Origin of the sequence: Erwinia amylovora, from assembly GCF_017161565.1 — a bacterium.
GTDB lineage: Bacteria > Pseudomonadota > Gammaproteobacteria > Enterobacterales > Enterobacteriaceae > Erwinia > Erwinia amylovora.
This window is the reverse complement of sequence record NZ_CP066796.1, coordinates 1969241-1992805: the sequence shown is the minus strand read 5'-3', so window position 1 is coordinate 1992805 and position 23565 is coordinate 1969241. Positions and strand designations below refer to the sequence as shown.

Annotated in this window: 20 protein-coding genes and 1 other annotated feature; of the genes, 11 read left to right on the top strand and 9 right to left on the bottom strand. The window is 54.0% G+C overall.

Annotated features, from left to right (window positions below; translation table 11 throughout):
- Positions 1-216 precede the first annotated feature (216 nt).
- On the top strand, positions 217-849 hold the full coding sequence (gene ompW / locus JGC47_RS09240; RefSeq protein ID WP_004157755.1) for an outer membrane protein OmpW: 633 nt from the start codon (positions 217-219) through the stop codon (positions 847-849).
- A gap of 48 nt (positions 850-897) precedes the next feature.
- On the opposite strand, the gene JGC47_RS09235 is transcribed toward ompW, so the two are convergent.
- The 7 genes from JGC47_RS09235 to JGC47_RS09205 form a co-directional block, all read right to left on the bottom strand.
- Positions 898-1212: a BON domain-containing protein gene (locus JGC47_RS09235; RefSeq protein ID WP_004157754.1), complete on the bottom strand. Its 315-nt coding sequence runs from the start codon at positions 1210-1212 to the stop codon at positions 898-900.
- Between the two features lie 150 nt (positions 1213-1362).
- The gene (gene trpA, locus JGC47_RS09230) at positions 1363-2169 is read right to left on the bottom strand and encodes a tryptophan synthase subunit alpha (RefSeq protein ID WP_004157751.1); all 807 of its coding nucleotides are present in this window, start codon (positions 2167-2169) and stop codon (positions 1363-1365) included.
- Positions 2169-3359, bottom strand: a complete 1191-nt coding sequence (trpB, locus tag JGC47_RS09225; protein ID WP_004157750.1) for a tryptophan synthase subunit beta — start codon at positions 3357-3359, stop codon at positions 2169-2171. Before trpB ends, trpA begins: the two co-directional genes overlap by 1 nt.
- A gap of 14 nt (positions 3360-3373) precedes the next feature.
- A complete protein-coding gene (trpCF, locus tag JGC47_RS09220) occupies positions 3374-4735 on the bottom strand; it encodes a bifunctional indole-3-glycerol-phosphate synthase TrpC/phosphoribosylanthranilate isomerase TrpF (protein WP_004157749.1) in 1362 nt (453 codons plus the stop codon).
- Between the two features lie 2 nt (positions 4736-4737).
- Positions 4738-5736 (bottom strand): anthranilate phosphoribosyltransferase, encoded by a 999-nt coding sequence (gene trpD, locus JGC47_RS09215; protein ID WP_004157748.1) that lies wholly within the window; start codon positions 5734-5736, stop codon positions 4738-4740.
- Positions 5736-6329, bottom strand: coding sequence for a glutamine amidotransferase-related protein (locus tag JGC47_RS09210; protein WP_004157747.1), 594 nt, complete (start codon positions 6327-6329; stop codon positions 5736-5738). Before JGC47_RS09210 ends, trpD begins: the two co-directional genes overlap by 1 nt.
- Positions 6329-7891, bottom strand: a complete 1563-nt coding sequence (locus JGC47_RS09205; RefSeq protein ID WP_004157746.1) for an anthranilate synthase component 1 — start codon at positions 7889-7891, stop codon at positions 6329-6331. Before JGC47_RS09205 ends, JGC47_RS09210 begins: the two co-directional genes overlap by 1 nt.
- A gap of 23 nt (positions 7892-7914) precedes the next feature.
- Positions 7915-8012 (bottom strand) — a sequence feature (Trp leader region).
- 154 nt (positions 8013-8166) lie between these two features.
- Between JGC47_RS09205 and rnm the strand changes: the two genes are divergently transcribed.
- The 3 genes from rnm (at position 8167) to rluB (ending at position 11279) form a co-directional block, all read left to right on the top strand.
- Entirely contained in the window at positions 8167-9078 is a 912-nt protein-coding gene (rnm, locus tag JGC47_RS09200; protein ID WP_004157744.1) for an RNase RNM, read from the top strand.
- Complete coding sequence (locus JGC47_RS09195; RefSeq protein ID WP_013036059.1) at positions 9078-9698, top strand: L-threonylcarbamoyladenylate synthase; 621 nt, start codon at positions 9078-9080, stop codon at positions 9696-9698. The genes rnm and JGC47_RS09195 overlap by 1 nt, the downstream gene beginning before the upstream one ends.
- Before the next feature lie 693 nt (positions 9699-10391).
- A complete protein-coding gene (gene rluB / locus JGC47_RS09190; RefSeq protein WP_004157741.1) occupies positions 10392-11279 on the top strand; it encodes a 23S rRNA pseudouridine(2605) synthase RluB in 888 nt (295 codons plus the stop codon).
- A gap of 159 nt (positions 11280-11438) precedes the next feature.
- On the opposite strand, the gene JGC47_RS09185 is transcribed toward rluB, so the two are convergent.
- Entirely contained in the window at positions 11439-12206 is a 768-nt protein-coding gene (locus JGC47_RS09185) for a YciK family oxidoreductase (RefSeq protein WP_013034875.1), read from the bottom strand.
- A gap of 218 nt (positions 12207-12424) precedes the next feature.
- Here JGC47_RS09185 and sohB point away from each other — a divergent pair, with 218 nt between their 5' ends.
- The 6 genes from sohB (at position 12425) to acnA (ending at position 21749) form a co-directional block, all read left to right on the top strand.
- Positions 12425-13474: a protease SohB gene (gene sohB / locus JGC47_RS09180; protein WP_004157738.1), complete on the top strand. Its 1050-nt coding sequence runs from the start codon at positions 12425-12427 to the stop codon at positions 13472-13474.
- A gap of 517 nt (positions 13475-13991) precedes the next feature.
- Positions 13992-16589: a type I DNA topoisomerase gene (gene topA, locus JGC47_RS09175; protein WP_004157737.1), complete on the top strand. Its 2598-nt coding sequence runs from the start codon at positions 13992-13994 to the stop codon at positions 16587-16589.
- A gap of 211 nt (positions 16590-16800) precedes the next feature.
- Complete coding sequence (cysB, locus tag JGC47_RS09170) at positions 16801-17775, top strand: HTH-type transcriptional regulator CysB (protein ID WP_004157736.1); 975 nt, start codon at positions 16801-16803, stop codon at positions 17773-17775.
- A gap of 476 nt (positions 17776-18251) precedes the next feature.
- Positions 18252-18410 (top strand): YmiA family putative membrane protein, encoded by a 159-nt coding sequence (locus JGC47_RS09165; protein ID WP_071524081.1) that lies wholly within the window; start codon positions 18252-18254, stop codon positions 18408-18410.
- Between the two features lie 238 nt (positions 18411-18648).
- The gene (locus tag JGC47_RS09160; protein ID WP_004157735.1) at positions 18649-18864 is read left to right on the top strand and encodes a hypothetical protein; all 216 of its coding nucleotides are present in this window, start codon (positions 18649-18651) and stop codon (positions 18862-18864) included.
- Between the two features lie 203 nt (positions 18865-19067).
- Positions 19068-21749: an aconitate hydratase AcnA gene (gene acnA / locus JGC47_RS09155; protein WP_004157734.1), complete on the top strand. Its 2682-nt coding sequence runs from the start codon at positions 19068-19070 to the stop codon at positions 21747-21749.
- A 61-nt stretch (positions 21750-21810) separates the two neighbouring features.
- Here the strand turns inward: acnA and ribA are convergent, their stop codons facing one another.
- Complete coding sequence (gene ribA, locus JGC47_RS09150; RefSeq protein WP_004157733.1) at positions 21811-22401, bottom strand: GTP cyclohydrolase II; 591 nt, start codon at positions 22399-22401, stop codon at positions 21811-21813.
- Positions 22402-22629: 228 nt separating this feature from the next.
- Here ribA and pgpB point away from each other — a divergent pair, with 228 nt between their 5' ends.
- The gene (gene pgpB, locus JGC47_RS09145; protein ID WP_004157732.1) at positions 22630-23394 is read left to right on the top strand and encodes a phosphatidylglycerophosphatase B; all 765 of its coding nucleotides are present in this window, start codon (positions 22630-22632) and stop codon (positions 23392-23394) included.
- Positions 23395-23565: the final 171 nt, after the last annotated feature.

Here is a 23565-nt window from a genome sequence, read left to right as displayed (position 1 = left end):
ATTGCTCGCTGTTTTGCAGATGCGAAACGGGCCGTTTGTTCCGCATCTGATAGAAATTGATCTAAATCAACGCTATGTATTATAAGCTCTTTTTAGGGGTTTTTTCACATGACCGGCTGGTGAAAACAGCGTAAATATATGTCGCGAAATTTGGCATAAGGCTCTGCAGAAGGTCTTGCCCAGGCAAAATGAATGAATCTAAGCAAAGGAGTGGTAATGAAGTTGAAAGCATTAGCGTTGGCGGTTAGCGCGGTGATGCCCGTGGTCGCATCGGCCCATCAGGCCGGTGATTTTTTTATGCGTGCAGGTTCGGCTACCGTGCGGCCAACCAGCGGATCTGACGATGTGCTGGGGCTGGGCGAATTCAGGGTGGATAACAACACCCAGCCTGGTGTGACCTTTACCTGGATGGCTACTGACCATTTTGGCGTGGAGTTGCTGGCAGCCACGCCGTTCCGTCACAAAGTCGGTCTGGGGCCGACCGGGACGTTGGCCACGGTGCGCCAGCTGCCGCCAACGCTGATGGCGCAGTGGTACTTTATGGATGATGGCAGTAAATGGCAGCCGTATGCGGGTATCGGAGTTAACTACACCCTGTTCTACCACGCTGATTTTAACCAGACGGGGCGTGATGCCGGTCTAAGCGATCTGAGCGTGAAAAACAGCTGGGGCATGGCGGGACAGGTGGGACTGGATTACCAGCTGACCCCTGAATGGATGCTGAACGCCTCTGTGTGGTACATGGATATTGACACTAAGGTCAGTTTTAACGCCGGAGAAACCCGACAGAGCATTGATACCCGTATCGACCCGTGGGTATTCTTCATCGGCGCCGGTTACCGTTTTTGATTGGAAAAAAAGGCGCGATAATCGCGCCTTTTTAAGCGTTGTTGCTGACTACTTAATCTGCATATTGTTGACCACAGATTTCACCCCGGCAACGCCACGGGTAACCTGCACCGCGCGGTTTGCCGCCTGAGGTGAGATCACAAAGCCACTGAGCTGCACACGGCCTTTGAACGTCTCGACATTGATTTCAGTCGACTTGAGTGATTTATCACCCAGTAAAGCCGTTTTGACTTTGGTGGTCACCACCGTATCGTCAATATAACCCCCCGTTCCTTCTTTAGTCGCCGTCGGTGCACAGGCACTGACTGATAAGGCGACCACGGCGGCAATCACGACACCTGACAAGACTTTAAACCATTTCATAGCGTACTCCCTGTTATCATTCACATTGCGTTTTACCGACAAATGGCGGTACGCAATAATTTTTGTCGACAAAGGTGATAATTGCAAATTTCAGGCGCAACAAACGGAAAGAAAATAATGCCTTATCGCTCAGATAAGGCATCGTCAGCTTCAGCTTCGGGTAGCGTCTTTCAGACGGGCGGCAAAGGCGGTCAGTTCAGACAGCATCAGCGCAGGATCGGCCAGATGTTTTTCAATGATTTTGACCACGGCAGAACCTGAGATAGCCCCGGCCGCCCCGGCCGCAATCGCCTGCTGCACCTGTGAGGCTTCTGAAATACCAAAGCCCTGCAGCGCGGGGGCAGCATGATACTCGCGCAGTTTATCCACCAGATGTCTGAGCGGAAGACTGGCACGGGTTTCTGAACCGGTCACCCCGGCGCGCGACAGCAGGTAAGTATAACCCCGGCCGTGAGAGGCGATTTCGCGCAGTAAATCGTCACCGGCGTTTGGCGGGCAGATAAAAATCGGTGCAACGTTATGGCGCATGGCCGCCTGGCGGAACGGCGCAGACTCCTCAACCGGCACGTCGGCTACCAGCACCGAATCAACGCCAACCTGCTGGCAACGGGCATAGAAGTTATCAATGCCGTTGGAGAAGACCAGGTTGGCGTACATTAGCAGGCCAATGGGCAGCTGTGGGTATTTTTGCCGAATAACCGCCAGCAGTTCAAAACACTGCTCTGGCGTTACCCCGGCAGCAAAGGCGCGCAGATTCGCACTCTGGATGGTGGGGCCATCTGCCAGCGGGTCAGAAAAGGGAATACCCAGCTCAAGGGCATCGGCACCGCCCGCCACCAGCGCATCGATAATCTGTAACGACAGTTCGGGCGTCGGGTCGCCGAGGGTGACGAAGGGGACAAACGCCCCTTCCTGCTTTGCGGCCAGACGTTTAAAACAGAGGTCGTAACGATCCATCAGATTTCTCCCTTAGCGGTAAGGATGTCGTGCACGGTGAAGATGTCTTTGTCACCACGGCCGGAAAGATTGACCACTAACAGCTGCTCTTTTTCAGGATTTTCGCGCGCCATTTTCAGCGCATGGGCCAGCGCATGTGAGGATTCCAGCGCCGGGATAATCCCCTCGCTGCGGCACAGCGCTTTAAAGGCATCCAGCGCTTCGTCATCGGTAATTGATACGTAGTTCGCCCGGCCGATACTGTTGAGGTGAGCATGCTGCGGGCCGACGGAAGGGAAGTCGAGACCGGCTGAAATCGAGTAAGATTCTTCAATCTGCCCGTCAGATGTCTGCATCATCGGTGATTTCATGCCAAAATAAATACCGACTCGCCCGTGCTTGAGTGGAGCGCCATGTTCGCCGCTTTCAATACCATGACCGCCCGGTTCCACGCCAATCAGCTCCACGCCGGATTCATCGATAAAGTCAGCAAACATGCCGATGGCGTTAGAACCCCCGCCGACACAGGCGATGACCGCATCCGGCAGGCGGCCTTCCTGTTGCAGGATCTGCTTTTTAGTCTCTTCACCAATCATGCGCTGGAATTCGCGTACGATGGTCGGGAACGGATGAGGGCCAGCCGCCGTACCCAGCATATAGTGAGTGGTTTCGTAGCTGCCGGACCAGTCGCGCAGCGCCTCGTTACAGGCATCTTTCAACGTGGCAGCACCGCTGTGCACCGGGATCACTTCCGCACCCATCAGGCGCATACGAAATACGTTAGGCGACTGGCGCTCTATATCTTTCGCACCCATATAGATACGGCATTTCAGGCCAAGCAGCGCGCAGGCCAGCGCCGAGGCAACGCCATGCTGACCGGCACCCGTCTCAGCAATAATTTCGTTTTTGCCCATGCGCTTGGCCAACAGTGCCTGGCCCAGCACCTGATTGGTTTTGTGCGCGCCGCCGTGCAGCAGATCTTCACGCTTCAGATAAAGGCGCGTTTTGCTGCCTTTGGTCAGGTTTTTACACAGTGTCAGCGCGGTTGGACGGCCAGCATAATTTTTCAGCAGGTCGGTAAATTCAGCCTGAAATGCCGGATCGCTTTGCGCGCTGATAAAAGCATCTTCCAGCTGCAGCAGGGCAGGCATCAGGATCTGCGGCACATACATGCCGCCAAACTCACCAAAATAAGGATTTAAACGTGTCATGTTATCTCTCTTGATCAGTAGGCTTTCAACGTATGGAACACGGAAGCCATTTTTGCTGCATCTTTGATTCCGGGAGCGCTCTCCACGCCGGAATTAAAGTCGAGACCGGCACAGCCCTGCTGTGCGGCCAGAAGGCAGTTGTCCGCACTCAGGCCGCCGGCCAGCAGGACGTTATCCCACTTTTCACCTTGTAACAGCGACCAGTCAAACGCTTTACCGCTGCCGCCATTTCCCTGGTCAAATACGTAGCGATCGACGTGCGGCCAGTCGCGAGCGGGCAGGCTGGTGCTGATGCTGAAGGCTTTCCAGATCTGCACGTTTTCAGGCAATGCGGCTCGTAGCTGGCTAATGAACTCGCGATCTTCATCACCGTGCAGCTGTACCGCGTGCAGGTTGAGCCGCCGCGCGATAGTGACAACGTCACTCAGGCCGTCATTACGGAACACGCCAACGTACCTGAGTGCGGCGGCGGCCATGACCTCTTGCGCCCGTGCGGCGTCAATCTGGCGCGGCGATCCGGCGGCAAAGATCAGCCCGCCATAGATAGCCCCGCACTCCAGCGCGCTGCGCGCATCTTGCGGGCGGGTCAGTCCGCAGACTTTGTTCTCACCGATAATCACCCGCCTGACCGCAGCGGCAAGGTTGTCTTCCGACATCAGCGCCGAACCTATCAGGAAGCCGTCGGCGAAGTGACTCAGTTCGCGCACCTGGGCATAGCTGTTGATGCCTGATTCACTGATGACCGTCACGCCCTGTGCCACTTTCGGCGCCAGACGGCGGGTACGGTCGAGGTCGATTGACAGATCGCGTAAATCACGGTTATTGATGCCGACCACTTTTGCGCCCAGCGCGGTGGCGCGCTCAAGCTCTTCATCGCTGATCGCTTCCGTCAGCACGCCCATATTCAGGCTGTGTGCCACGGCGGCCAGCTGGCGGTACTGCTCGTCATTCAGTACCGACAGCATCAGCAGAATGGCGTCGGCCTGATAATAGCGCGCCAGATGGATCTGATACGGGTCGATGATAAAGTCTTTACACAGTACCGGTTGACTGACTGCTGCACTGACGATGGGGAGAAAGTCAAAGCTTCCCTGAAAGTACTTCTCATCGGTCAGCACCGAGATGGCGGAGGCGTAATGCCGGTAGACGCCGGCAATCACCGCCGGGTCAAAGTCTTCACGGATCAATCCTTTGGACGGCGAGGCTTTTTTGCACTCCAGAATGAACGCGGTACGGGCGCCCTTCAGCCCCTCGTAGAAGTTGCGCGTAGCCGGGACAATCTCATGCTGAAACGAGGCCAGAGGCTGCTGCTGCTGGCGAGCCGCCAGCCAGTCGGTTTTATCGCGCACGATGCGATCAAGTACGGTTTGCTGCATGATTATCCTCTTTCTGCCAGTGCGACCACATGCTGCCAGGCTTTGCCGCTGCGGATGGTTTCAAGCGCTTGTCGGGCGTTGTGCCGTAAATCTTCATGGCCAAAAATTTTCAATAGCAGAGCCACATTAGCCGCCACGGCTTCTTCATGAGCCAGCTGGCCTTTACCCTGGAGTAAACGCGTCAGAATGTCACGATTTTCTTCCGGCGAACCCCCGGCCAGCGACTCTTGCGGGTGATCAGACAGCCCGAAGTCATCCGGCGTCAGCTGGTAGCAGGTGATATCGCCGTCGCGCAGTTCAGCCACCTGGGTTGCGCTGTGCAGCGCCACTTCATCCATTCCGCCGCCGTGCACGACCGCCGCACGCTGGTAACCCAGCATTTTCAGCGTCTCGGCAATTGGCAGCACCAGCTCCGGGCTGTAGACACCGATCACCGCCAGCGGCGGGCGCGCCGGGTTAATCAACGGACCGAGGACGTTGAAGATAGTGCGGGTTTTCAGCTCCTTACGCACCGGCATCGCATGGCGGAAACCGCTGTGATACTGCGGGGCAAACAGAAAACAGACGTTCAACTCATCCAGCGCCTGACGAGCCTGTTCAGCCGGTAAATCCAGGCTGATGCCAAACGCTGCCAGCAGATCTGAAGATCCGGACTGGCTGGAAACGCTGCGGTTGCCGTGCTTGGCCACTTTCAATCCGCATGCTGCCGCAACAAAGGCGCTGGCGGTGGAGATATTTATGCTGTTACTGCCATCACCGCCGGTGCCAACAATATCGGCAAAAGGGTAATCCGGGCGCGGGAAGGGTTTCGCATCTTCCAGCAGGGCAGTCGCCGCTCCGGCAATCTCTTGCGGTGTTTCACCGCGCACCTTTATGGCGATCAGCGCGGCGGCCAGCTGCACGGGAGCCAGCTGCCCGCTGATGATGGCGGCGAACAGCTGGTGGCTCTCCGCCTGAGTCAGCCCCGCGGACTGGTATAATTTTTCCAAAATGGTATTCATCAATGGCTCCTTGATGACGCCAGCGCCCAGGCGAGGGTTTGCTCCAGCAGACGCGCGCCCTGGCTGGTCAGAATGGATTCCGGATGGAACTGGAAGCCGCAGACGCGATTAGCGTCATCGCGCACCGCCATCACCATATCGTTAAAAGTGGCATTAACGGTCAGTCCGGCGGGGATCGCGCTGCCAACCAGTGAGTGGTAGCGCGCCACCGGCAGCGGGTTGCTCAGCCCGGCAAACATGCCGTGATCGTCATGACTGATGGCGGAGGCCTTGCCATGCAGGATTTCCCCCGCCTGACCGACGTGGCCGCCGTATGCCTCCACTATCGCCTGGTGCCCCAGACAGATACCAATGATCGGCAGGCGGCCTCGTAGCTGCCGGAGCAGTTCTGGCATACAGCCCGCGTCTGCAGGGGCGCCGGGACCGGGCGACAGCATCAACACCGGACTTTCCATCTGTTGCAGACAAGCAATCAGCGTCTCTGCCGGGACGTTATTGCGGTAAATCGTCACCTGGTGGCCAAAGGTACGCAGCTGGTCGACGAGGTTGTAAGTGAATGAGTCAAAGTTATCAAGCAACAGAATATCGGCCATCAGAAAATCTCCTGGCAGTGATGAGCAGAGGCGATGGCGCGCAGAACCGCGCGGGCTTTATTGCGGCTTTCATCCGCTTCCGCTTGCGGGTTGGAGTCCAGTACCACCCCGGCGCCGGCCTGTACTGTTGCCATACCGTCTTCAACGTAAGCCGAACGGATAACAATACAGGTGTCGAGATCGCCGCTGGCGGTAAAGTAACCGACCGCGCCGCCATAGCTGCCGCGCCGTGTGCCTTCGGCTTTGGCAATCAGCTGCATGGCGCGCACTTTCGGCGCACCGCTCAGCGTACCCATGTTCATACAGGCGCGATACGCGTGCAGCACATCTATTTCATTACGCAGCTGACCGACAACGCGTGAGACCAGGTGCATAACGAAGGTGTAGCGATCGACTTTGGTCAGGTCGGCAACATAGCGAGTACCGGGCTGGCAGACACGTGCTAAATCGTTGCGCGCCAGATCGACCAGCATCAGATGTTCGGCCATCTCTTTATGATCGGTACGCATTTCAAGCTCAATACGGCTGTCGAGATCGCGATCGAGCGAGCCATCGGCGTGACGGCCACGCGGGCGCGTTCCGGCAATCGGATAGATTTCGATTTGATTGCTGGCGGCTTCGTACTTCAGCGAACTTTCCGGCGAGGCGCCGAACAGGCAGAAGTCGCGATCCTGCATAAAGAACATATACGGGCTGGGGTTACTGTTTTTCAGCGTGTCGTAAGCGGCCAGCGGGGAAGGGCAAGGCAAAGAGAAACGGCGCGAAGGCACAACCTGGAAAATTTCACCTACGCGGATCGCTTCCTGCATCTGGCGCACAACGGCGCAGTATTCTTCATCGCTCTGACTGACGCTAAGCTGCATACTGTCCACCGTTTGCACCGGTAAGGCGCTGACGGGTTGAGACATCATGCCGCACAGCTGTTCTACGCGGCTCTGCAAACGCTGGAACTCAGACGCGTTCGGGGTAAACAGGCTGGCCTGCAGGCGAGCGCTCCGTGCCTGGTGGTCGATAACCAGCAGCGTTTCAGCCAGATAGAAGCAGTAGTCCGGGCAGCGCTGCTGGTTGGCAATCTCCGGCAGCGTTTCGAAGCCGGCGACCAGGTCATAGGCGAACAGCCCACCAAGCAGCATTGCTTCACGCTCCTGGTGCGGAGAATTTACCAGTTGAGGGATCAGGCGCAGCGCATCAAATACTGACAGGGCGCGCAGTTTAGCGTCTTCGTCCTGAATCTCCTCATTGTGCGGAAACACCAGCTCACGGCTATCAGTACCCACATGGTTGACCACGGATAAGGGCAATGCGGCATCCAGCAATGGCAACAGTGCACGGCCATTGGCCGACAGTGCCTGGATCTGCACACGATTGTCCAGTGCGCTGATGCGCAGAGCGCTGTCAACAATCAGCAGGCTTTTCAGATTGCATTTACTGTCGACGTCGGCAGATTCCAGTAGCAGCGTTTCTGAACGAGCCGCGCAGAGCTGATGGAAAACCGCAGCGGGATCTTCCCGGTACGGCGCACTGGCGGTGATCAATTTCACTCCAGGTTTGGCATTTGGCATGAGATGTTCTCTGTATTTTGCTCAAAAAAAAGCCCGCATTATGCGGGCCTGAGTATCTGCACAACGTACTGACCGTGCATGACCGCTTCGCCCGTCAGGGAGAAATGCGCCACCAGCCAGTGATTGAGTTGAATAAATACGCCATGAGACAGATACCTTGCTTGTGAACTTGTGTACTAGTTAACTGGTTCGCGTTAAAAAAGTCAATACTCTTTTTCACTTAGCAGAAATCGCGTTATCATGTTGCACTATGTCCTCGCGTAACCGGAGTTGTTTTGACCGCCGTTGCATCCCCAGTCAGTGCTTTTCCTGTCTACGATCTTCACAGCCATACTCGCGCCTCCGATGGTTTACTGACGCCAGAACAGCTGGTGTTGCGCGCCGTGCAGCAGCGCGTAGGCGTACTGGCAATTACCGACCATGACACCACGGACGGCATTGCCCCGGCGCGTGAGGCGATGATGCGCCATCAGCTTCCGCTGCGGCTGGTCGACGGTGTGGAGATATCCACGCTGTGGGAGAATCATGAGATCCATATTGTCGGGCTGGGGATTGATATCGCTCATCCGCAGATGGTCGCGCTGCTTGCCGCGCAGGCTGAACGTCGCCTGGCGCGCGCCCGGTTAATCGCCGGGCGGCTGGAAAAAGCACATATTCCCGGCGCGCTGGACGGGGCGCTGGCGCTCGCCGAAGGGGGGGCCGTCACGCGCGGGCATTTTGCGCGTTTCCTTATTGCGGCCGGCAAAGCCGACAATATGCAGCAGGTTTTCAAAAATTATCTGGCACGTGGTAAAACCGGCTATGTCCCGCCGCAGTGGTGTACAATTAAGCAAGCCATTGATGCCATTCATCAATCCGGTGGTCGGTCGGTAGTCGCCCACCCGGGGCGTTACGGCCTGTCAGCCAAATGGCTGAAACGCCTGCTGGCCCATTTCAGCGAGCAGGGCGGAGAGGCGATGGAAGTCGCCCAGTGTCAGCAGGCACCCAATGAGCGTCAGCAGCTGGCACGCTATGCCCAGGATTATCAGCTGGCGGCTTCTCAGGGTTCCGACTTCCATCAGGCCTGCCCGTGGATCGAACTGGGCAAAAAATTATGGCTGCCGGGCGGTGTAGAGGCTGTCTGGCAGCGGTTTCCTGACATTTTGACATCTGTTTTGAGCCAAGAAATTCAGGCCAGAGGTGAATGATGAGCCAGTTTTTTTATATCCATCCGGATAACCCCCAACCGCGTCTGATCAAACAGGCGGTGGAGATGTTGAACAAGGGCAGCGTGATCGTCTACCCCACCGATTCCGGTTATGCGCTGGGCTGTAAGCTGGAAGATAAGAGCGCAATGGAGCGGATTTGGCGTATTCGTCAACTTGACGGCAATCACAACTTTACCCTGATGTGCCGCGATCTGTCCGAGCTGTCGACCTATGCTTACGTCGACAACACCGCGTTTCGCCTGATCAAAAACAACACGCCGGGCAATTACACCTTTATTCTTAAGGCCACCAAAGAAGTGCCGCGCCGTCTGATGAGCGAAAAACGCAAAACCATCGGTTTGCGCGTCCCCTCTAATCCGATAGCGTTGGCCCTGCTGGAGGCGCTCAACGAGCCAATGATGTCGACCTCGCTGATGCTGCCGGGCAATGACTTTACCGAATCCGACCCCGAAGCGATTCAGGATGAGATCGGCAAGCTGGTGGACTTGATTATTCACGGCGGTTTTCTTGGCCAGCAGCCGACCACCGTCATTGATCTCACCGAAAATACCCCGGAAGTGGTGCGTGAAGGCGTGGGGGATGTTCAGCCGTTCCGTTGAGTTAGCGTTCGATGCAGCATGACCATCTGGCAATGATGCCCGATGGACATGCTCTACCAGCCTGGCTTTCTGAGAAATACCGTTCAGCGTTGTTACCCATTTTCGTGACAAAGGCTAAATGCTGCCAGACAGAATCAGAGATAAACCCGCACGCGATCGGTATCATCGATGATGGTTATTCATTTTCATCGGTGATCAACAGACAACGTCAGACGACATCTCGTGTGACTACCGACAGGTCGTACATTGTTATGACCGCAGCGATACCGCTAACCCTACGACCAGGGTATGCCCCGTGCTTGCTGTACAGGACCGTTCTCCTTGCAGCATCCTGGCCAGGTTACCGTCCCCTGGGGATGTCTTTAGCGCCACGTACAAGTGAACGGCTGGTCAGAGACAGGGGTTTCCGCCGAAAATGAGATCTGTGGCGGGTACAAAGACTATCAGCGTGAATGACAACGTACCCTTAGCGCTCCGGGAAAAAGTGTGATGATGGTCACCGGCGACCTGTAAAGAGTGGAACGCAAATTCTGCTCTTTATTGCCTCATAAATTGCACGATACAGTCGGCAACAAACAGGGTTACACTACTGCCTAAAGGCTGTATAATACCAGCGCAATTTCAAATTAAATTATTGAAATAAAAGCACTTATTTTATCATGACGCCTGGGAAGGCGACACAGAGGTAGCTCCATGAGCGAAAAGTTACAAAAAGTTTTAGCACGCGCCGGGCACGGTTCCCGTCGTGAAATCGAAACCATGATCTCCGCCGGGCGCGTTAGCGTCGACGGCAAGCTGGCCACGCTGGGCGACCGCGTAGAGCCAGCCGCATCCTTGAAAATCCGCATCGACGGCCACGTTGTGCCGGTCAGTGAATCCATCAGTGAAGTGTGCCGCGTGCTGGCTTATTACAAGCCGGAAGGTGAGCTTTGCACCCGCAACGACCCGGAAGGACGGCCAACGGTGTTCGATCGCCTGCCCAAACTGCGTGGCGCACGCTGGATAGCAGTAGGGCGTCTCGACGTCAATACCTGTGGTCTTTTGCTGTTCACCACCGATGGCGAGCTGGCGAACCGTTTGATGCACCCGAGCCGCGAAGTCGAGCGTGAATATGCCGTTCGCGTGTTTGGTGCGGTTGATGATGACAAGATCAAGCTGCTCAGTCGTGGCGTGCAGCTGGAGGATGGCCCGGCAGCGTTCAAAACGCTAAAGTTCACCGGCGGTGAAGGGATTAACCAGTGGTACAACGTGACCCTGACCGAAGGACGTAACCGCGAGGTGCGCCGCCTGTGGGAAGCCGTTGGCGTGCAGGTTAGTCGCCTGATCCGCATCCGCTACGGTGACATTGATTTGCCGAAAGGACTGCCACGCGGTGGCTGGACCGAACTGGATCTGGCACCTACAAACTATCTGCGTGAGTTGGTGGGGCTGGCACCTGAAACCGTCAGTAAAGTGCCGGTGGAAAAAGATCGCCGTCGTACCAAGGCGAATCAAATTCGTCGTGCGGTAAAACGTCACACCACCACCAAGGTGAGCAAACCCGGCAGCGGTCGTCGTCCTTCAAAGCGTCAGCAGGGTTAACCACCCGTTAGGGTGGCTGGGGGCCATCCTCGCCCTTATATTTTCATCCGGCCGGGGTTTTCAGGCCGGTTAATTCCGTTGGCAGCGGGGTTAAGCCGTTGTTACTCATCCCGTCCTGCTAACGCTCTGCTACAGGTGTTTTTGGGTTGTCCCCAAGGATTATTCTGCCGCGCCCGGCTTACGGCCAGGCTGTGCATCAAAACTGATACCGGTCTTACCTTTGCTGTCGTCGCCCATCAGCCACAGATAGAGCGTCATGATCTCTGCGGGCGTTTTCAGCTTAGCGGCATCTTCATCCGGGAAGGCGCTGGCGCGCATTTTGGTGCGCGTACCGCCCGGATTGATACAGTTTACGCGCAGCTGGCGCGGATCGTACTCCTGTGCCAGCACCTGCATCATGCCTTCGGTAGCGAACTTGGAAACGGAATAAGCGCCCCAGCCGGCGCGCCCCTGGCGACCTACGCTGGATGATGTGAAGACCAGAGAAGCAGCTGGCGATTTTAGCAGCAGCGGCAGCAATGCCTGAGTCAGAAAGAACGTGCCGTCTATATTAACCCGCATCACCTGTTGCCAGATGGCCGGGTCCTGCTGTTGCATGGGTAAGACCTCACCCAGCAATCCGGCATTGTGCAATACCCCATCAAGGTGCGGAATTTTCCCGGCGAGGGAACGTGCCAGCTGCTGGCAATTTTCCGGCGTCGCCGTCTCTAAATCGAGTGCAAACCAGAGCGCAGCGCGTTGTGACTGACTGCATGCAGCCACTTCTTTGCTGACCTGAAGCAGTTTTTCTGCGTTGCGAGCTAAAAGCACGACCTGTGCACCGTAGCGCGCATAGGTTAAAGCCGCTTCGCGCCCGATACCATCACTGGCTCCGGTTACCAGAATGATTCGGTTATTAAGCAGGTCGCTTTTTGGTTGATACAGCACGTAAAATTCCTTTGCGATCGGTAGACAAGGCAAGAGAAGCTTCAGTTTCAACCACCCCTTGCTCCGCTTGAATAATGCGAGTTATGCCTGAAATGACTATTGTGTTCAATCCTTTTAGACAGTTATTCATCTTTTGTTAACGGGTTGCAGGCGACTCAGGGCCATGACTCAGCTACACTAATCTCATCTCTAACGTAATGTAATTTAAGGCGGATTGTGTGGAACTACTCTCTTATTACGGACTTTTCCTGGCGAAAACCGTCACCGTGGTGGTGGCGATTGCGGCAATCGCGATAATCGTTACCAATCTGGCCATGCGCAAGCGCGCCCACACCGGGCAGCTTAAACTTACCCGGCTGGATGAGAATTACAGCGAGATGCAGGACAGGATGCGTCTGGCAAAAATGGAACCCCCACAGCAAAAGTTGTGGAACAAGGAGCGGAAAAAAAAGGATAAGCAGGAGGCAAAATCCGCCAGGCAGCAGGCAAAGTCTGGCCATGCCGTGAACGGAGGAAAACCCACGCTGTACGTTATTGATTTCAAAGGCAGTATGGATGCCGGAGAAGTCTCATCGCTGCGCGAAGAGGTTTCTGCGGTGATGGCGGTGGCAGAAAAGGGTGATGAAGTTCTGCTGCGCCTTGAAAGCCCCGGCGGTGTGGTACATGGTTATGGTTTGGCCGCATCTCAACTGCAGCGGCTGCGTGATAAAAACATCCCGCTAACGGTGGCCGTAGATAAAGTTGCCGCCAGCGGGGGTTACATGATGGCCTGCGTGGCAGATCGCATCGTTGCCGCGCCGTTTTCTATTATTGGCTCGATTGGCGTCGTTGCGCAAATCCCCAATTTTAACCGTCTGCTGAAACGCAATGAAATCGACGTTGAGCTGCACACGGCCGGGGAATACAAGCGCACTCTGACGCTGTTTGGTGAAAATACCGAGCAGGGGCGTGAGAAGTTTCGCGAGGAGCTGAATGAAACCCATCAGCTGTTTAAGCAATTTGTTCATCAGATGCGCCCTACGCTTGACATTGACAGCATTGCCACCGGCGAACACTGGTATGGTCAACAGGCGCTGGAAAAAGGGCTGGTGGATGCCATCGGTACCAGCGACGATCTGATTATCGACCATATCGAAAAACATCAGGTAATCGGGGTGCGCTACGCCAGACGTAAAGGGATGATTGACCGTTTTACCCAGAGCGCAACCAGTAGCCTTGAACGCCTGCTGCTACGCATCTGGCAACGCGGCGATAAACCGCTGTTATAATGAACTCTTGCGCCCGCACCAGCGGGCGCCACAGCCGGGCGTGAACAGTGCAGCAGGCGGAGGATAGAGTTTGCCGGCGACTTCAGGCGCAACCCGCAGAGTGTGTCGACACCTCAAACTCGTTAGCATTTCAGAGTTGTGGGCTGGCAATCTTCAACGGAATAAATTTGAAAAGTTTGCCACTGCTGGCAAAACGCTTCTCTTTTTTGTCCCTTTTCTGGCGTAAACGGAGCCTTAATGCTAATTAAGTTGCGTAACAGATTTTATCAGGTAGAGTGTGGGCGTTTCGGGTTCCGAGCGTAAAACAGACTTTACGCTTTGTTAGATATTCGCTTAACAGGTTGTAAAACATGCCGTTAATCAACATGTTGTATTGGGACTTTTCGCACCGGCTTTGATCAAAGGTCAGGCGGGTTGCATTCGTTTTCCCCAACAGCCTTATATTGCAACTGCGCTGCGCGTCTCTACAATGACGGCATGAATTACACTCGGATGTTTTAATCAGGTAAAGGTAACCATGGGAAAAGCTCTCGTAATAGTTGAGTCCCCGGCAAAAGCCAAAACGATCAATAAATATCTCGGAAATGACTACGTGGTGAAATCCAGCGTCGGTCACATTCGTGATTTGCCAACCAGTGGAACAACAGTTAAAAAGAGCACTGACTCTACAACCAGTAAACCCACCAAAAAGGTCAAAAAAGACGAGAAGACGGCGCTGGTCAACCGTATGGGCGTTGACCCATTTCATGGCTGGGCAGCAAATTACCAAATCCTGCCCGGCAAAGAAAAAGTGGTGTCTGAACTCAAAGCGCTGGCGGAAAAAGCTGACCATATCTATCTCGCTACCGATCTCGACCGCGAAGGGGAAGCCATTGCCTGGCACCTGCGGGAAGTGATCGGCGGTGATGAATCGCGCTACAGCCGCGTGGTGTTTAATGAAATAACCAAAAATGCTATTCGTCATGCGTTTGACAAGCCGGGTGAGCTGAATATCGACCGCGTTAATGCCCAGCAGGCGCGGCGTTTTATGGATCGCGTGGTGGGCTATATGGTCTCACCGCTGCTGTGGAAAAAAGTCGCCCGCGGGCTGTCCGCCGGGCGTGTCCAGTCGGTAGCGGTGCGTCTGGTCGTCGAGCGCGAACGCGAAATAAAGGCTTTCGTGCCCGAAGAGTACTGGGAGTTGAATGCCGATTTGACGACGCCAAAAGGTGTCGATTTGCCCATGCAGGTAACCCACCAGCACGATAAACCTTTCCGGCCAATTAATCGTGACCAGACTTATGCCGCGGTCAGCCTGCTGGAAAAAGCGCGCTATGTGGTCGTCGATCGTGAAGATAAGCCGACCGGCAGCAAGCCTGGCGCTCCGTTTATCACATCTACATTGCAACAGGCCGCCAGCACCCGCCTCGGTTTCGGCGTGAAAAAAACCATGATGATGGCACAGCGTTTGTATGAGGCCGGGCATATTACCTACATGCGTACCGACTCCACCAACCTGAGTCAGGATGCGCTAAGCATGGCGCGCGGTTATATTGAAGAGGAATTCGGGGCGAAATATCTGCCGAAAACCGCCAACCTCTACAGCAGTAAAGAGAATTCACAGGAAGCTCACGAAGCCATTCGACCGTCTGATGTGAAAGTGCAGTCTGAGCAGCTGAAAGATATGGAAACCGATGCGCAGAAGCTGTATCAGCTGATTTGGCGTCAGTTCGTCGCCTGCCAGATGATGCCTGCCCAATTTGATTCCACCACCCTGACCGTGGAAGCAGCGGATTTCAAACTCAAGGCGAAGGGACGTACGCTGCGGTTTGATGGCTGGACGCGAGTCATGCCGGCACTGCGGAAAGGTGACGACGATCGTACTCTGCCAGCGGTAGAAGTAGGCAGCGAGTTGAGCCTGCAACAACTGCTGCCAAGTCAGCACTTTACCAAACCGCCAGCTCGTTTCAGTGAAGCCTCGCTGGTGCGCGAGCTGGAAAAACGCGGTATTGGCCGTCCATCAACCTATGCTTCTATCATCTCAACCATTCAGGATCGCGGCTACGTGAAAGTGGAAAGCCGTCGATTCTACGCTGAAAAAATGGGGGAGATCGTTACCGACCGCCTTGAAGAGAACTTCCGTGAGCTGATGAATTATGACTTCACCGCACACATGGAAGACAATCTGGACAAGGTGGCGAATAACCAGGCGCAGTGGAAAGCGGTACTTGATAAGTTCTTCGGTGATTTTAGCCAGCAGCTGGAGCAGGCAGAGAAAGATCCGGAAGAGGGCGGCATGCAGCCTAACCAAATGGTAGTGACGTCCATTGAGTGCCCGTCCTGCAGCCGGCAAATGGGTATTCGTACCGCCAGCACCGGCGTGTTCCTTGGCTGTTCCGGCTATGCCCTGCCGCCGAAGGAGCGCTGTAAACAGACCATCAACCTGATCCCCGAGAATGAAGTGCTTAATATTCTCGAAGGTGATGATGCGGAAACCAACGCGCTGCGCGCGCGCCGTCGCTGCGGTAAATGTGGAACGGCGATGGACAGTTACCTGATCGATAACCAGCGCAAACTGCACGTTTGTGGTAACAACCCGGAATGCGATGGCTACGAGATTGAACAGGGTGAGTTCCGCATCAAAGGTTATGACGGGCCGGTGGTTGAATGTGAGAAGTGCGGTGGTGAAATGCACCTTAAAATGGGGCGTTTCGGCAAGTACATGGCCTGCACGAATGACGACTGTAAGAACACGCGTAAAATTCTGCGTAACGGGGATGTTGCGCCACCGAAAGAAGATCCGGTACCGCTGCCAGAACTGCCTTGTGAAAAGTCAGATGCATACTTTGTCTTGCGTGATGGTGCTGCCGGTGTATTCCTTGCGGCAAACACCTTCCCCAAATCGCGTGAAACCCGCGCGCCGCGGGTAGAAGAGCTGCAACGATTCCGCGATCGCCTGCCAGAGAAGTTGCGCTATTTGGCCGATGCTCCAGCGGAAGACGCGGAGGGGAACAAGGCAGTGGTGCGCTTCAGTCGCAAAAACAAACAGCAGTATGTCAGCACCGAAAAAGAGGGTAAGGCCACCGGCTGGTCCGCTTTCTATGTTGATGGTAAATGGGAAGTTGCAAAGAAATAGTTTTGCCCATTTCCGTCGTGGGCAGTCCAGAAATGGGCTGCCCGTCTTTTTCTTATTCTCTCCAGCTTTCCCCGGGCGATGCTATACATATCCGCTATATTTGATATAGTTGTTATAGATATGTCTTTTCTTATTATTTAATCGCATTAGGCCGGTTCACTCAATGTCCTCCGGCTTCTCCTCGCGTGCCCCGCCCAGGATGGAATACAAAATGAAATTGCAGCAGCTGCGTTACATCGTTGAAGTGGTGAATCACAATCTCAATGTCTCTTCTACCGCCGAAGGTCTTTATACTTCACAACCCGGCATCAGTAAGCAGGTGCGTATGCTGGAAGATGAATTGGGGATCCAGATTTTTGCCCGCAGCGGTAAGCACCTGACTCAGGTTACTCCGGCCGGCCAAGAGATTATTCGTATCGCGCGGGAGGTGTTGTCAAAGGTTGATGCGATTAAATCTGTGGCGGGTGAGCATACCTGGCCAGACAAAGGATCGCTATATGTCGCCACCACGCACACTCAGGCACGCTACGCTCTGCCGAATGTGATTAAAGGCTTTATTGAACGCTATCCACGCGTCTCCTTGCATATGCACCAGGGGTCGCCGACTCAGATCGCTGAAGCCGTTTCAAAAGGGAATGCTGACTTTGCGATAGCTACCGAAGCACTCCATTTGTACGACGATTTGATCATGTTGCCCTGCTACCACTGGAACCGTGCCATCGTGGTTACGCCGGATCATCCTCTGGCTAGCCGAAGCAAAGTATCGATTGAAGAACTGGCGGCCTACCCGCTGGTTACTTACACCTTTGGCTTTACCGGTCGTTCCGAACTTGATACGGCCTTTAACCGCGCCGGCTTGACTCCGCGCATTGTCTTTACTGCCACCGATGCGGACGTGATTAAGACTTATGTCAGACTGGGGCTGGGGGTAGGAGTCATTGCCAGTATGGCGGTAGACCCGGTTTCGGATCCCGATTTAGTGCGCATTGAGGCGACAGACGTGTTTAGCTACAGCACCACCAAAATTGGCTTCCGCCGCAGTACATTTTTGCGCAGCTATATGTATGACTTTATCCAACGTTTCGCTCCTCACCTGACGCGTGATGTTGTCGATACCGCAGTGGCTTTGCGATCGAATGAAGACATCGAAGTAATGTTTAAGGACATTAAGCTGCCGGCGATATAATAACCTTAATAACAGCAATGTTTTTATCGGCCCTGGTCAGGGCCTTTTTGATAGGGGTTACCTGTTATTCTAATCGCCAATATGCCGCCAATAATTTGTCTTAAAGGAAATATTGCTCACACCATACTTAATAAATATTTATTAAATGAGAAACAGTACACACTTTTCGCTGCCCAATTTTGCAAATGGGCAGCGGCGTTCATATACTTTTCTAAGCAGTAAGTCCTTACAACTAATGGATTATCTTTTTTGTTGCCCGTCTTACATGGCAGTGAAGTGTCTCTTTCTACACTGATTTTTTTACAGATGAGAATCACTTTCAATCAGTTGGTGAAAATGTTGCAATGAATTTTCTTTAACTTAAATAAAAGCTGATTGACGTTTGTTAATTAAATATCACTGGATTTTACACCACTAAATGTTTAGGATTAATCCTGATTGATCCAAGCAATCTTTTATGAGGTGAAAATTAAATTATGGCTACAAGAATCTCTGTCCAACCCGATTTCGGGCGGAAAGCCGTTACTGCTAAGCGTTCTGGCAACCTGAAACGCAAAGCCTGGATGGCCGTATTTGCTGGCTGTGCACTATTCTGGGCAGCTGCGGCTTTGTCTGTCTGGCATATTTGGGGGTAACTATGCACGCAGCTCTGGTTAAACGCCAGGTTCGGGAAGTCACTATGACTCATCAAGGTTTTTGTAAAACTGTTGAGCGGAGTCATAACGACGCTCAGCTGAAGGTTCCATTATCGTGGGATCTGACCAAATTACAGCGCGGTTTCATCGAGTCGATGTTTGAAGATAAAAACCTAAAATAAGTCAGTGCGTGATAATGTCTTTCGAAACCAGGTGAATAAAAGTTTATAAACTGTTAATGGATATTCATTTTGCTGGCCAGTATGCCACTGTATCCGTCAATTTGTGCCTGCTTTATGCCGGGATCAAGCAGGGATTGATTTTGCTTCTGCCTGAGGCAGCAAGCTTAGATGAAATAAAAACTAACTTAACGCAAATTAAAGGCCATGCGGCTGAAGACTTCACTTTTGTCAGCACCGGTGCACAATGGATTGGCAGTCAAGTTAAAAAATAAAGTCAAGATGACAGCCCAGACAAATAGATTTTGACGCCTCGCTGATTTGATTAGCGAGGCGTTTTTTTTCCGTTTATATTTTTTTGTTTCAGCATTTCTCAAATGGAGTTGCTGGCTAATCTGGTTACCCGCTTGTGCTATGTTTAAAGCTAACCCTGTATTTCCTATGGTTATGATAAACAGATAACAACAATGGAGAAGCCATGTCGACAACCCTGCGCCAACTCAGCCAGCACTTCCTGGATGTAAATCAAAAGCGCTATCACTATTTTAGCCTTACCAAAGCCGCCGCTGAACTCGGCGATATCTCTCGTCTGCCAAAATCAATGAAGGTGCTGATGGAAAACCTGCTGCGCTGGCAGGACGAAGATTCCGTGACCGCTGAAGATATCCGCGCCCTGGCCGGGTGGCTGAAACATGCTCATGCGCAGCGAGAAATTGCTTACCGTCCGGCCAGGGTACTGATGCAAGACTTTACCGGCGTTCCGGCAGTCGTGGATTTGGCTGCCATGCGCGAAGCGGTTCAGCGCCTTGGCGGTGATGTGGCGAAAGTGAACCCGTTAACGCCCGTCGATCTGGTGATCGACCATTCGGTGACGGTCGATCGCTACGGTAATGATGATGCTTTTGCAGAAAACGTGCACCTTGAAATGGAACGGAACCATGAACGTTACGTGTTCTTGCGTTGGGGGCAGAAAGCTTTCAACCGTTTTAGCGTCGTTCCGCCGGGCACCGGGATCTGCCATCAGGTCAATCTGGAATACCTCGGCCAGGCCGTCTGGCACGAGTCCGATGGGGACAGGGAAGTTGCCTGGCCTGATACGCTGGTCGGTACCGATTCACATACCACGATGATCAATGCACTCGGTGTGCTGGGCTGGGGCGTAGGGGGAATTGAAGCAGAAGCCGCCATGCTGGGGCAGCCGGTATCAATGCTTATCCCGGACGTAGTTGGTTTCAAACTGACGGGCAAACTTCAGCCCGGGATCACCGCAACTGACCTGGTGCTTACGGTAACGCAAATGCTGCGTCAGCACGGCGTGGTCGGTAAATTTGTTGAGTTCTATGGGGATGGCCTGGATGATTTGCCGCTGGCCGATCGTGCCACCATCGCCAATATGGCGCCTGAATACGGCGCTACCTGTGGTTTCTTCCCCGTCGATGACGTCACCCTGGGCTATATGAAACTGACCGGGCGCAGTAACGATCAGCTGGCGCTGGTGGAAGCTTATGCCAAAGCGCAAGGCTTATGGCGATGTAGCGGTGATGAACCGGTGTTTACCAGCTCGCTGGCTCTGGACATGAACAGCGTCGAATCGAGCGTAGCCGGGCCGAAGCGGCCACAGGATCGCGTATCGCTAAGAGATGTGCCGGCCGCTTTTCGCGCCAGCAACCAGCTGGAAATCAATTACGCACTAAAACAGCATCATGCGGTTAGCTGCCGCGACGGTCGCTCCGGCCAGCAGTATCAACTGGAAGATGGAGCCGTAGTCATTGCCGCGATCACCTCCTGCACCAATACCTCAAACCCCAGCGTGATGATGGCTGCCGGACTGCTGGCAAAAAAAGCCGTCATGCTGGGACTGAAGCCTAAGCCCTGGGTAAAGGCCTCGCTGGCACCGGGCTCCAGGGTGGTTTCCGACTATCTTGCCAGCGCCCGACTGACTCCTTATCTGGATAAACTTGGCTTTAATCTGGTGGGTTATGGCTGTACCACCTGCATTGGTAACTCTGGCCCGCTGCCTGATGAAATTGAAAAGGCCATCCGGCAGGGCGATCTGACAGTGGGTGCCGTGCTTTCCGGTAATCGTAATTTCGAAGGTCGTATCCATCCGTTTGTCAAAACGAACTGGCTGGCCTCACCGCCGCTGGTGGTGGCATACGCGCTGGCCGGAAACATGACGCTCAATCTGGAGAGCGATCCCATCGGCGAGGATATTAACGGCAACGCAGTGTATCTCAGAGATATCTGGCCGAGTCCGACAGAAATCGCCGAGGCGGTGCAGATGGTCTCCATCACCATGTTCCACAAAGAGTATGCCGAGGTGTTTGAAGGCACGCCGGAATGGCAGTCGATTCACGTCAGCGAAGCGGCCACCTACGACTGGGATGGCAGCTCGACCTATATTCGCCTTTCACCCTTTTTTGATGGCATGGATAAGGAACCGAAACCGGTGCAGGACATACACGGAGCGCGTATTCTGGCGATGCTTGGGGATTCTGTCACCACTGACCATATCTCGCCAGCCGGTAGCATCAAAGCGGATAGTCCGGCGGGGCGTTATCTGCTGGAGCACGGCGTTGAACGAGGCGACTTTAACTCCTATGGTTCAAGGCGCGGCAATCATGAAGTGATGATGCGCGGTACCTTTGCCAATATCAGGATCCGCAATGAAATGGTCCCCGGCGTGGAAGGGGGGATGACGCGTTACATACCCGGTAATGAGCAGATGGCGATTTACGATGCGGCAATGCGCTATCAGCAGGCCGGCATTCCGCTCGCGATCATTGCAGGCAAAGAGTATGGATCCGGCTCCAGCCGTGACTGGGCGGCAAAGGGGCCGCGGTTGCAGGGAGTACGGGTGGTCATCGCCGAATCATTTGAGCGTATTCACCGCTCAAATCTGATCGGCATGGGGATTTTGCCGCTGGAATTCCCGCAAGGTGTAACGCGTAAAACCCTGAAATTAACCGGAGATGAACAGATCGAGGTGGTCGATCTCCGGCAGCTTAAACCGGGCGGCACGGTCAGCGTAACCCTGACCAGAGAGGACGGTAGTCAAGAGGTGCTGGCCGCGCGCTGCCGGATTGATACCGGCAATGAACTGACGTATTACAAAAACGATGGCATCCTGCATTACGTGATCCGTAATATGCTGCAATAACAATCAGTTATATGCATACGCTGCAGGAGGATTAAGCCTTATCCTGCAGCGTTTTGACAAGCTATTTCGACAGCAGGTGTCCCAGCTTCGCCGCCTTAGTATCGAGGTAATGCGTATTGCTGGGGTTGCGTCCAACAATCAGCGGTACACGCTCGACTATATTGATCCCGGCTTCACTAAGGATCTCCACCTTACGCGGGTTATTGGTCAGCAGTCGAACTTCATTCACTCCCAGCAGTTTGAACATATCAGCACATATGGTGAAATCACGCTCATCGGCGGCAAAGCCCAACTGATGATTTGCTTCCACCGTATCGTAACCTTTATCCTGCAGCGCATACGCCCGGATTTTGTTCAGCAGGCCGATATTGCGCCCTTCCTGACGGTGATAGAGCAGGATCCCGCGCCCTTGTTCAGCAATCTGGGTCAGCGCCGCATCCAGCTGGAAACCGCAGTCGCAGCGCAGGCTGAACAAAGCATCACCTGTAAGACACTCTGAATGAACGCGAGACAGTACCGGTTCACCGCCGGAAATATCGCCATAAACCAGTGCGACATGATCGTGCCCGGTTGCCAGTTCTTCAAAACCAACCATCAGGAAATCGCCCCGGGGCGTGGGTAAGTTGGCTTCAGCCACCCGTTTGAGTTGCATGTCAATCTCCAAAAACGTCAGGCGTTGCGCAAGCGCAACATTGTGTTCTGTCAGTTGTCTGACGCAAACGATGCTACTATTTTGCCACAACACGCAGAGAGGCAGTTAATACCTTGGAGCGATTGTTGTAATACAGCACAAATATCAACGCGAAAGCATTTATATGATTAATTTTAAAGATTTTCTTTTATGGTGATACTGTTCACCAACGCTTGACAAGGAACAAAAATGACCGAAATCTTCAAACGTACCACGTTGGCTACGGGCTTATTACTGCTGATGCCGCTCGCCGTGATGCTGTCTGGCTGGCGATGGCAGCCAGGGGAAATGGGGTGGGGACATCAAATCATGTTCTGGATTACCGAAACCGTCACCAGACCCTGGGGAGTATTGACCAGCGCAATACTCTGTGGCTGGTTTCTCTGGTGTTTGCGCTTGTGCCTTAAGCCTGCATTAGTTCTGCTGGCGATCGTCAGCCTGACCCTGTTAAGCGGGCAATACGTTAAAAGTACGATTAAGGAACATGTACAGGAACCGCGGCCGTATGCAGTATGGCTTGCAGACAGACATGCAATCGATCGGCAACAATTTTATGCCCATAAACGGGCCGAACGCAGTGAAATGGTGCGCGCGGCAGTAGTGAACGATAGCCAGATCCCGGTTTGGTTAAAGCAGCACTGGGCTTTTGAAACCGGATTTGCCTTCCCTTCAGGTCACACCATGTTTGCTGCTACCTGGGCGTTACTGGGTGTGGCTTTGCTTTGGCCGCGCCGTCACTACACCAGCGTAATAATAATGATGGGCTGGGCCACAGCGGTTATGGCAAGCCGACTGCTGCTGGGAATGCACTGGCCACGCGACCTGTTCGTTTCCACGCTGTTGAGCGGGGTATTGGTGACGCTGGCAGCCATCCTGGCGCAACGTCTGTGTGGCCCGCTGTCCCCGCAGCCGGATGAAAGCAAGGTCAAACAGCACGAGAATAGGGACAACTGATTGCAAAGCCGTTTTACGGCCCCATATTAAATGTTTGCCGTGCTGCTAAGCTGTTACTGGCGTTGTACTGAGCGGGAATGAGAAACTGACTCGCAACTGACAGACATCGGGGCAAGCATCTGGCCGGTTTTTTTGGCATAATTCATCTGGTTAACTCCAGCTTAAGGGATG

Coding starts and splice junctions, on each gene's coding strand:
- ompW (WP_004157755.1), top strand. CDS start 217: ATGAAGTTGAAAGCATTAGCGTTGGCGGTTAGCGCGGTGATGCCCGTG.
- JGC47_RS09235 (WP_004157754.1), bottom strand. CDS start 1,212: ATGAAATGGTTTAAAGTCTTGTCAGGTGTCGTGATTGCCGCCGTGGTC.
- trpA (WP_004157751.1), bottom strand. CDS start 2,169: ATGGATCGTTACGACCTCTGTTTTAAACGTCTGGCCGCAAAGCAGGAA.
- trpB (WP_004157750.1), bottom strand. CDS start 3,359: ATGACACGTTTAAATCCTTATTTTGGTGAGTTTGGCGGCATGTATGTG.
- trpCF (WP_004157749.1), bottom strand. CDS start 4,735: ATGCAGCAAACCGTACTTGATCGCATCGTGCGCGATAAAACCGACTGG.
- trpD (WP_004157748.1), bottom strand. CDS start 5,736: ATGAATACCATTTTGGAAAAATTATACCAGTCCGCGGGGCTGACTCAG.
- JGC47_RS09210 (WP_004157747.1), bottom strand. CDS start 6,329: ATGGCCGATATTCTGTTGCTTGATAACTTTGACTCATTCACTTACAAC.
- JGC47_RS09205 (WP_004157746.1), bottom strand. CDS start 7,891: ATGCCAAATGCCAAACCTGGAGTGAAATTGATCACCGCCAGTGCGCCG.
- JGC47_RS09195 (WP_013036059.1), top strand. CDS start 9,078: ATGAGCCAGTTTTTTTATATCCATCCGGATAACCCCCAACCGCGTCTG.
- rluB (WP_004157741.1), top strand. CDS start 10,392: ATGAGCGAAAAGTTACAAAAAGTTTTAGCACGCGCCGGGCACGGTTCC.
- topA (WP_004157737.1), top strand. CDS start 13,992: ATGGGAAAAGCTCTCGTAATAGTTGAGTCCCCGGCAAAAGCCAAAACG.
- cysB (WP_004157736.1), top strand. CDS start 16,801: ATGAAATTGCAGCAGCTGCGTTACATCGTTGAAGTGGTGAATCACAAT.
- JGC47_RS09165 (WP_071524081.1), top strand. CDS start 18,252: ATGGCTACAAGAATCTCTGTCCAACCCGATTTCGGGCGGAAAGCCGTT.
- JGC47_RS09160 (WP_004157735.1), top strand. CDS start 18,649: ATGGATATTCATTTTGCTGGCCAGTATGCCACTGTATCCGTCAATTTG.
- acnA (WP_004157734.1), top strand. CDS start 19,068: ATGTCGACAACCCTGCGCCAACTCAGCCAGCACTTCCTGGATGTAAAT.
- ribA (WP_004157733.1), bottom strand. CDS start 22,401: ATGCAACTCAAACGGGTGGCTGAAGCCAACTTACCCACGCCCCGGGGC.
- pgpB (WP_004157732.1), top strand. CDS start 22,630: ATGACCGAAATCTTCAAACGTACCACGTTGGCTACGGGCTTATTACTG.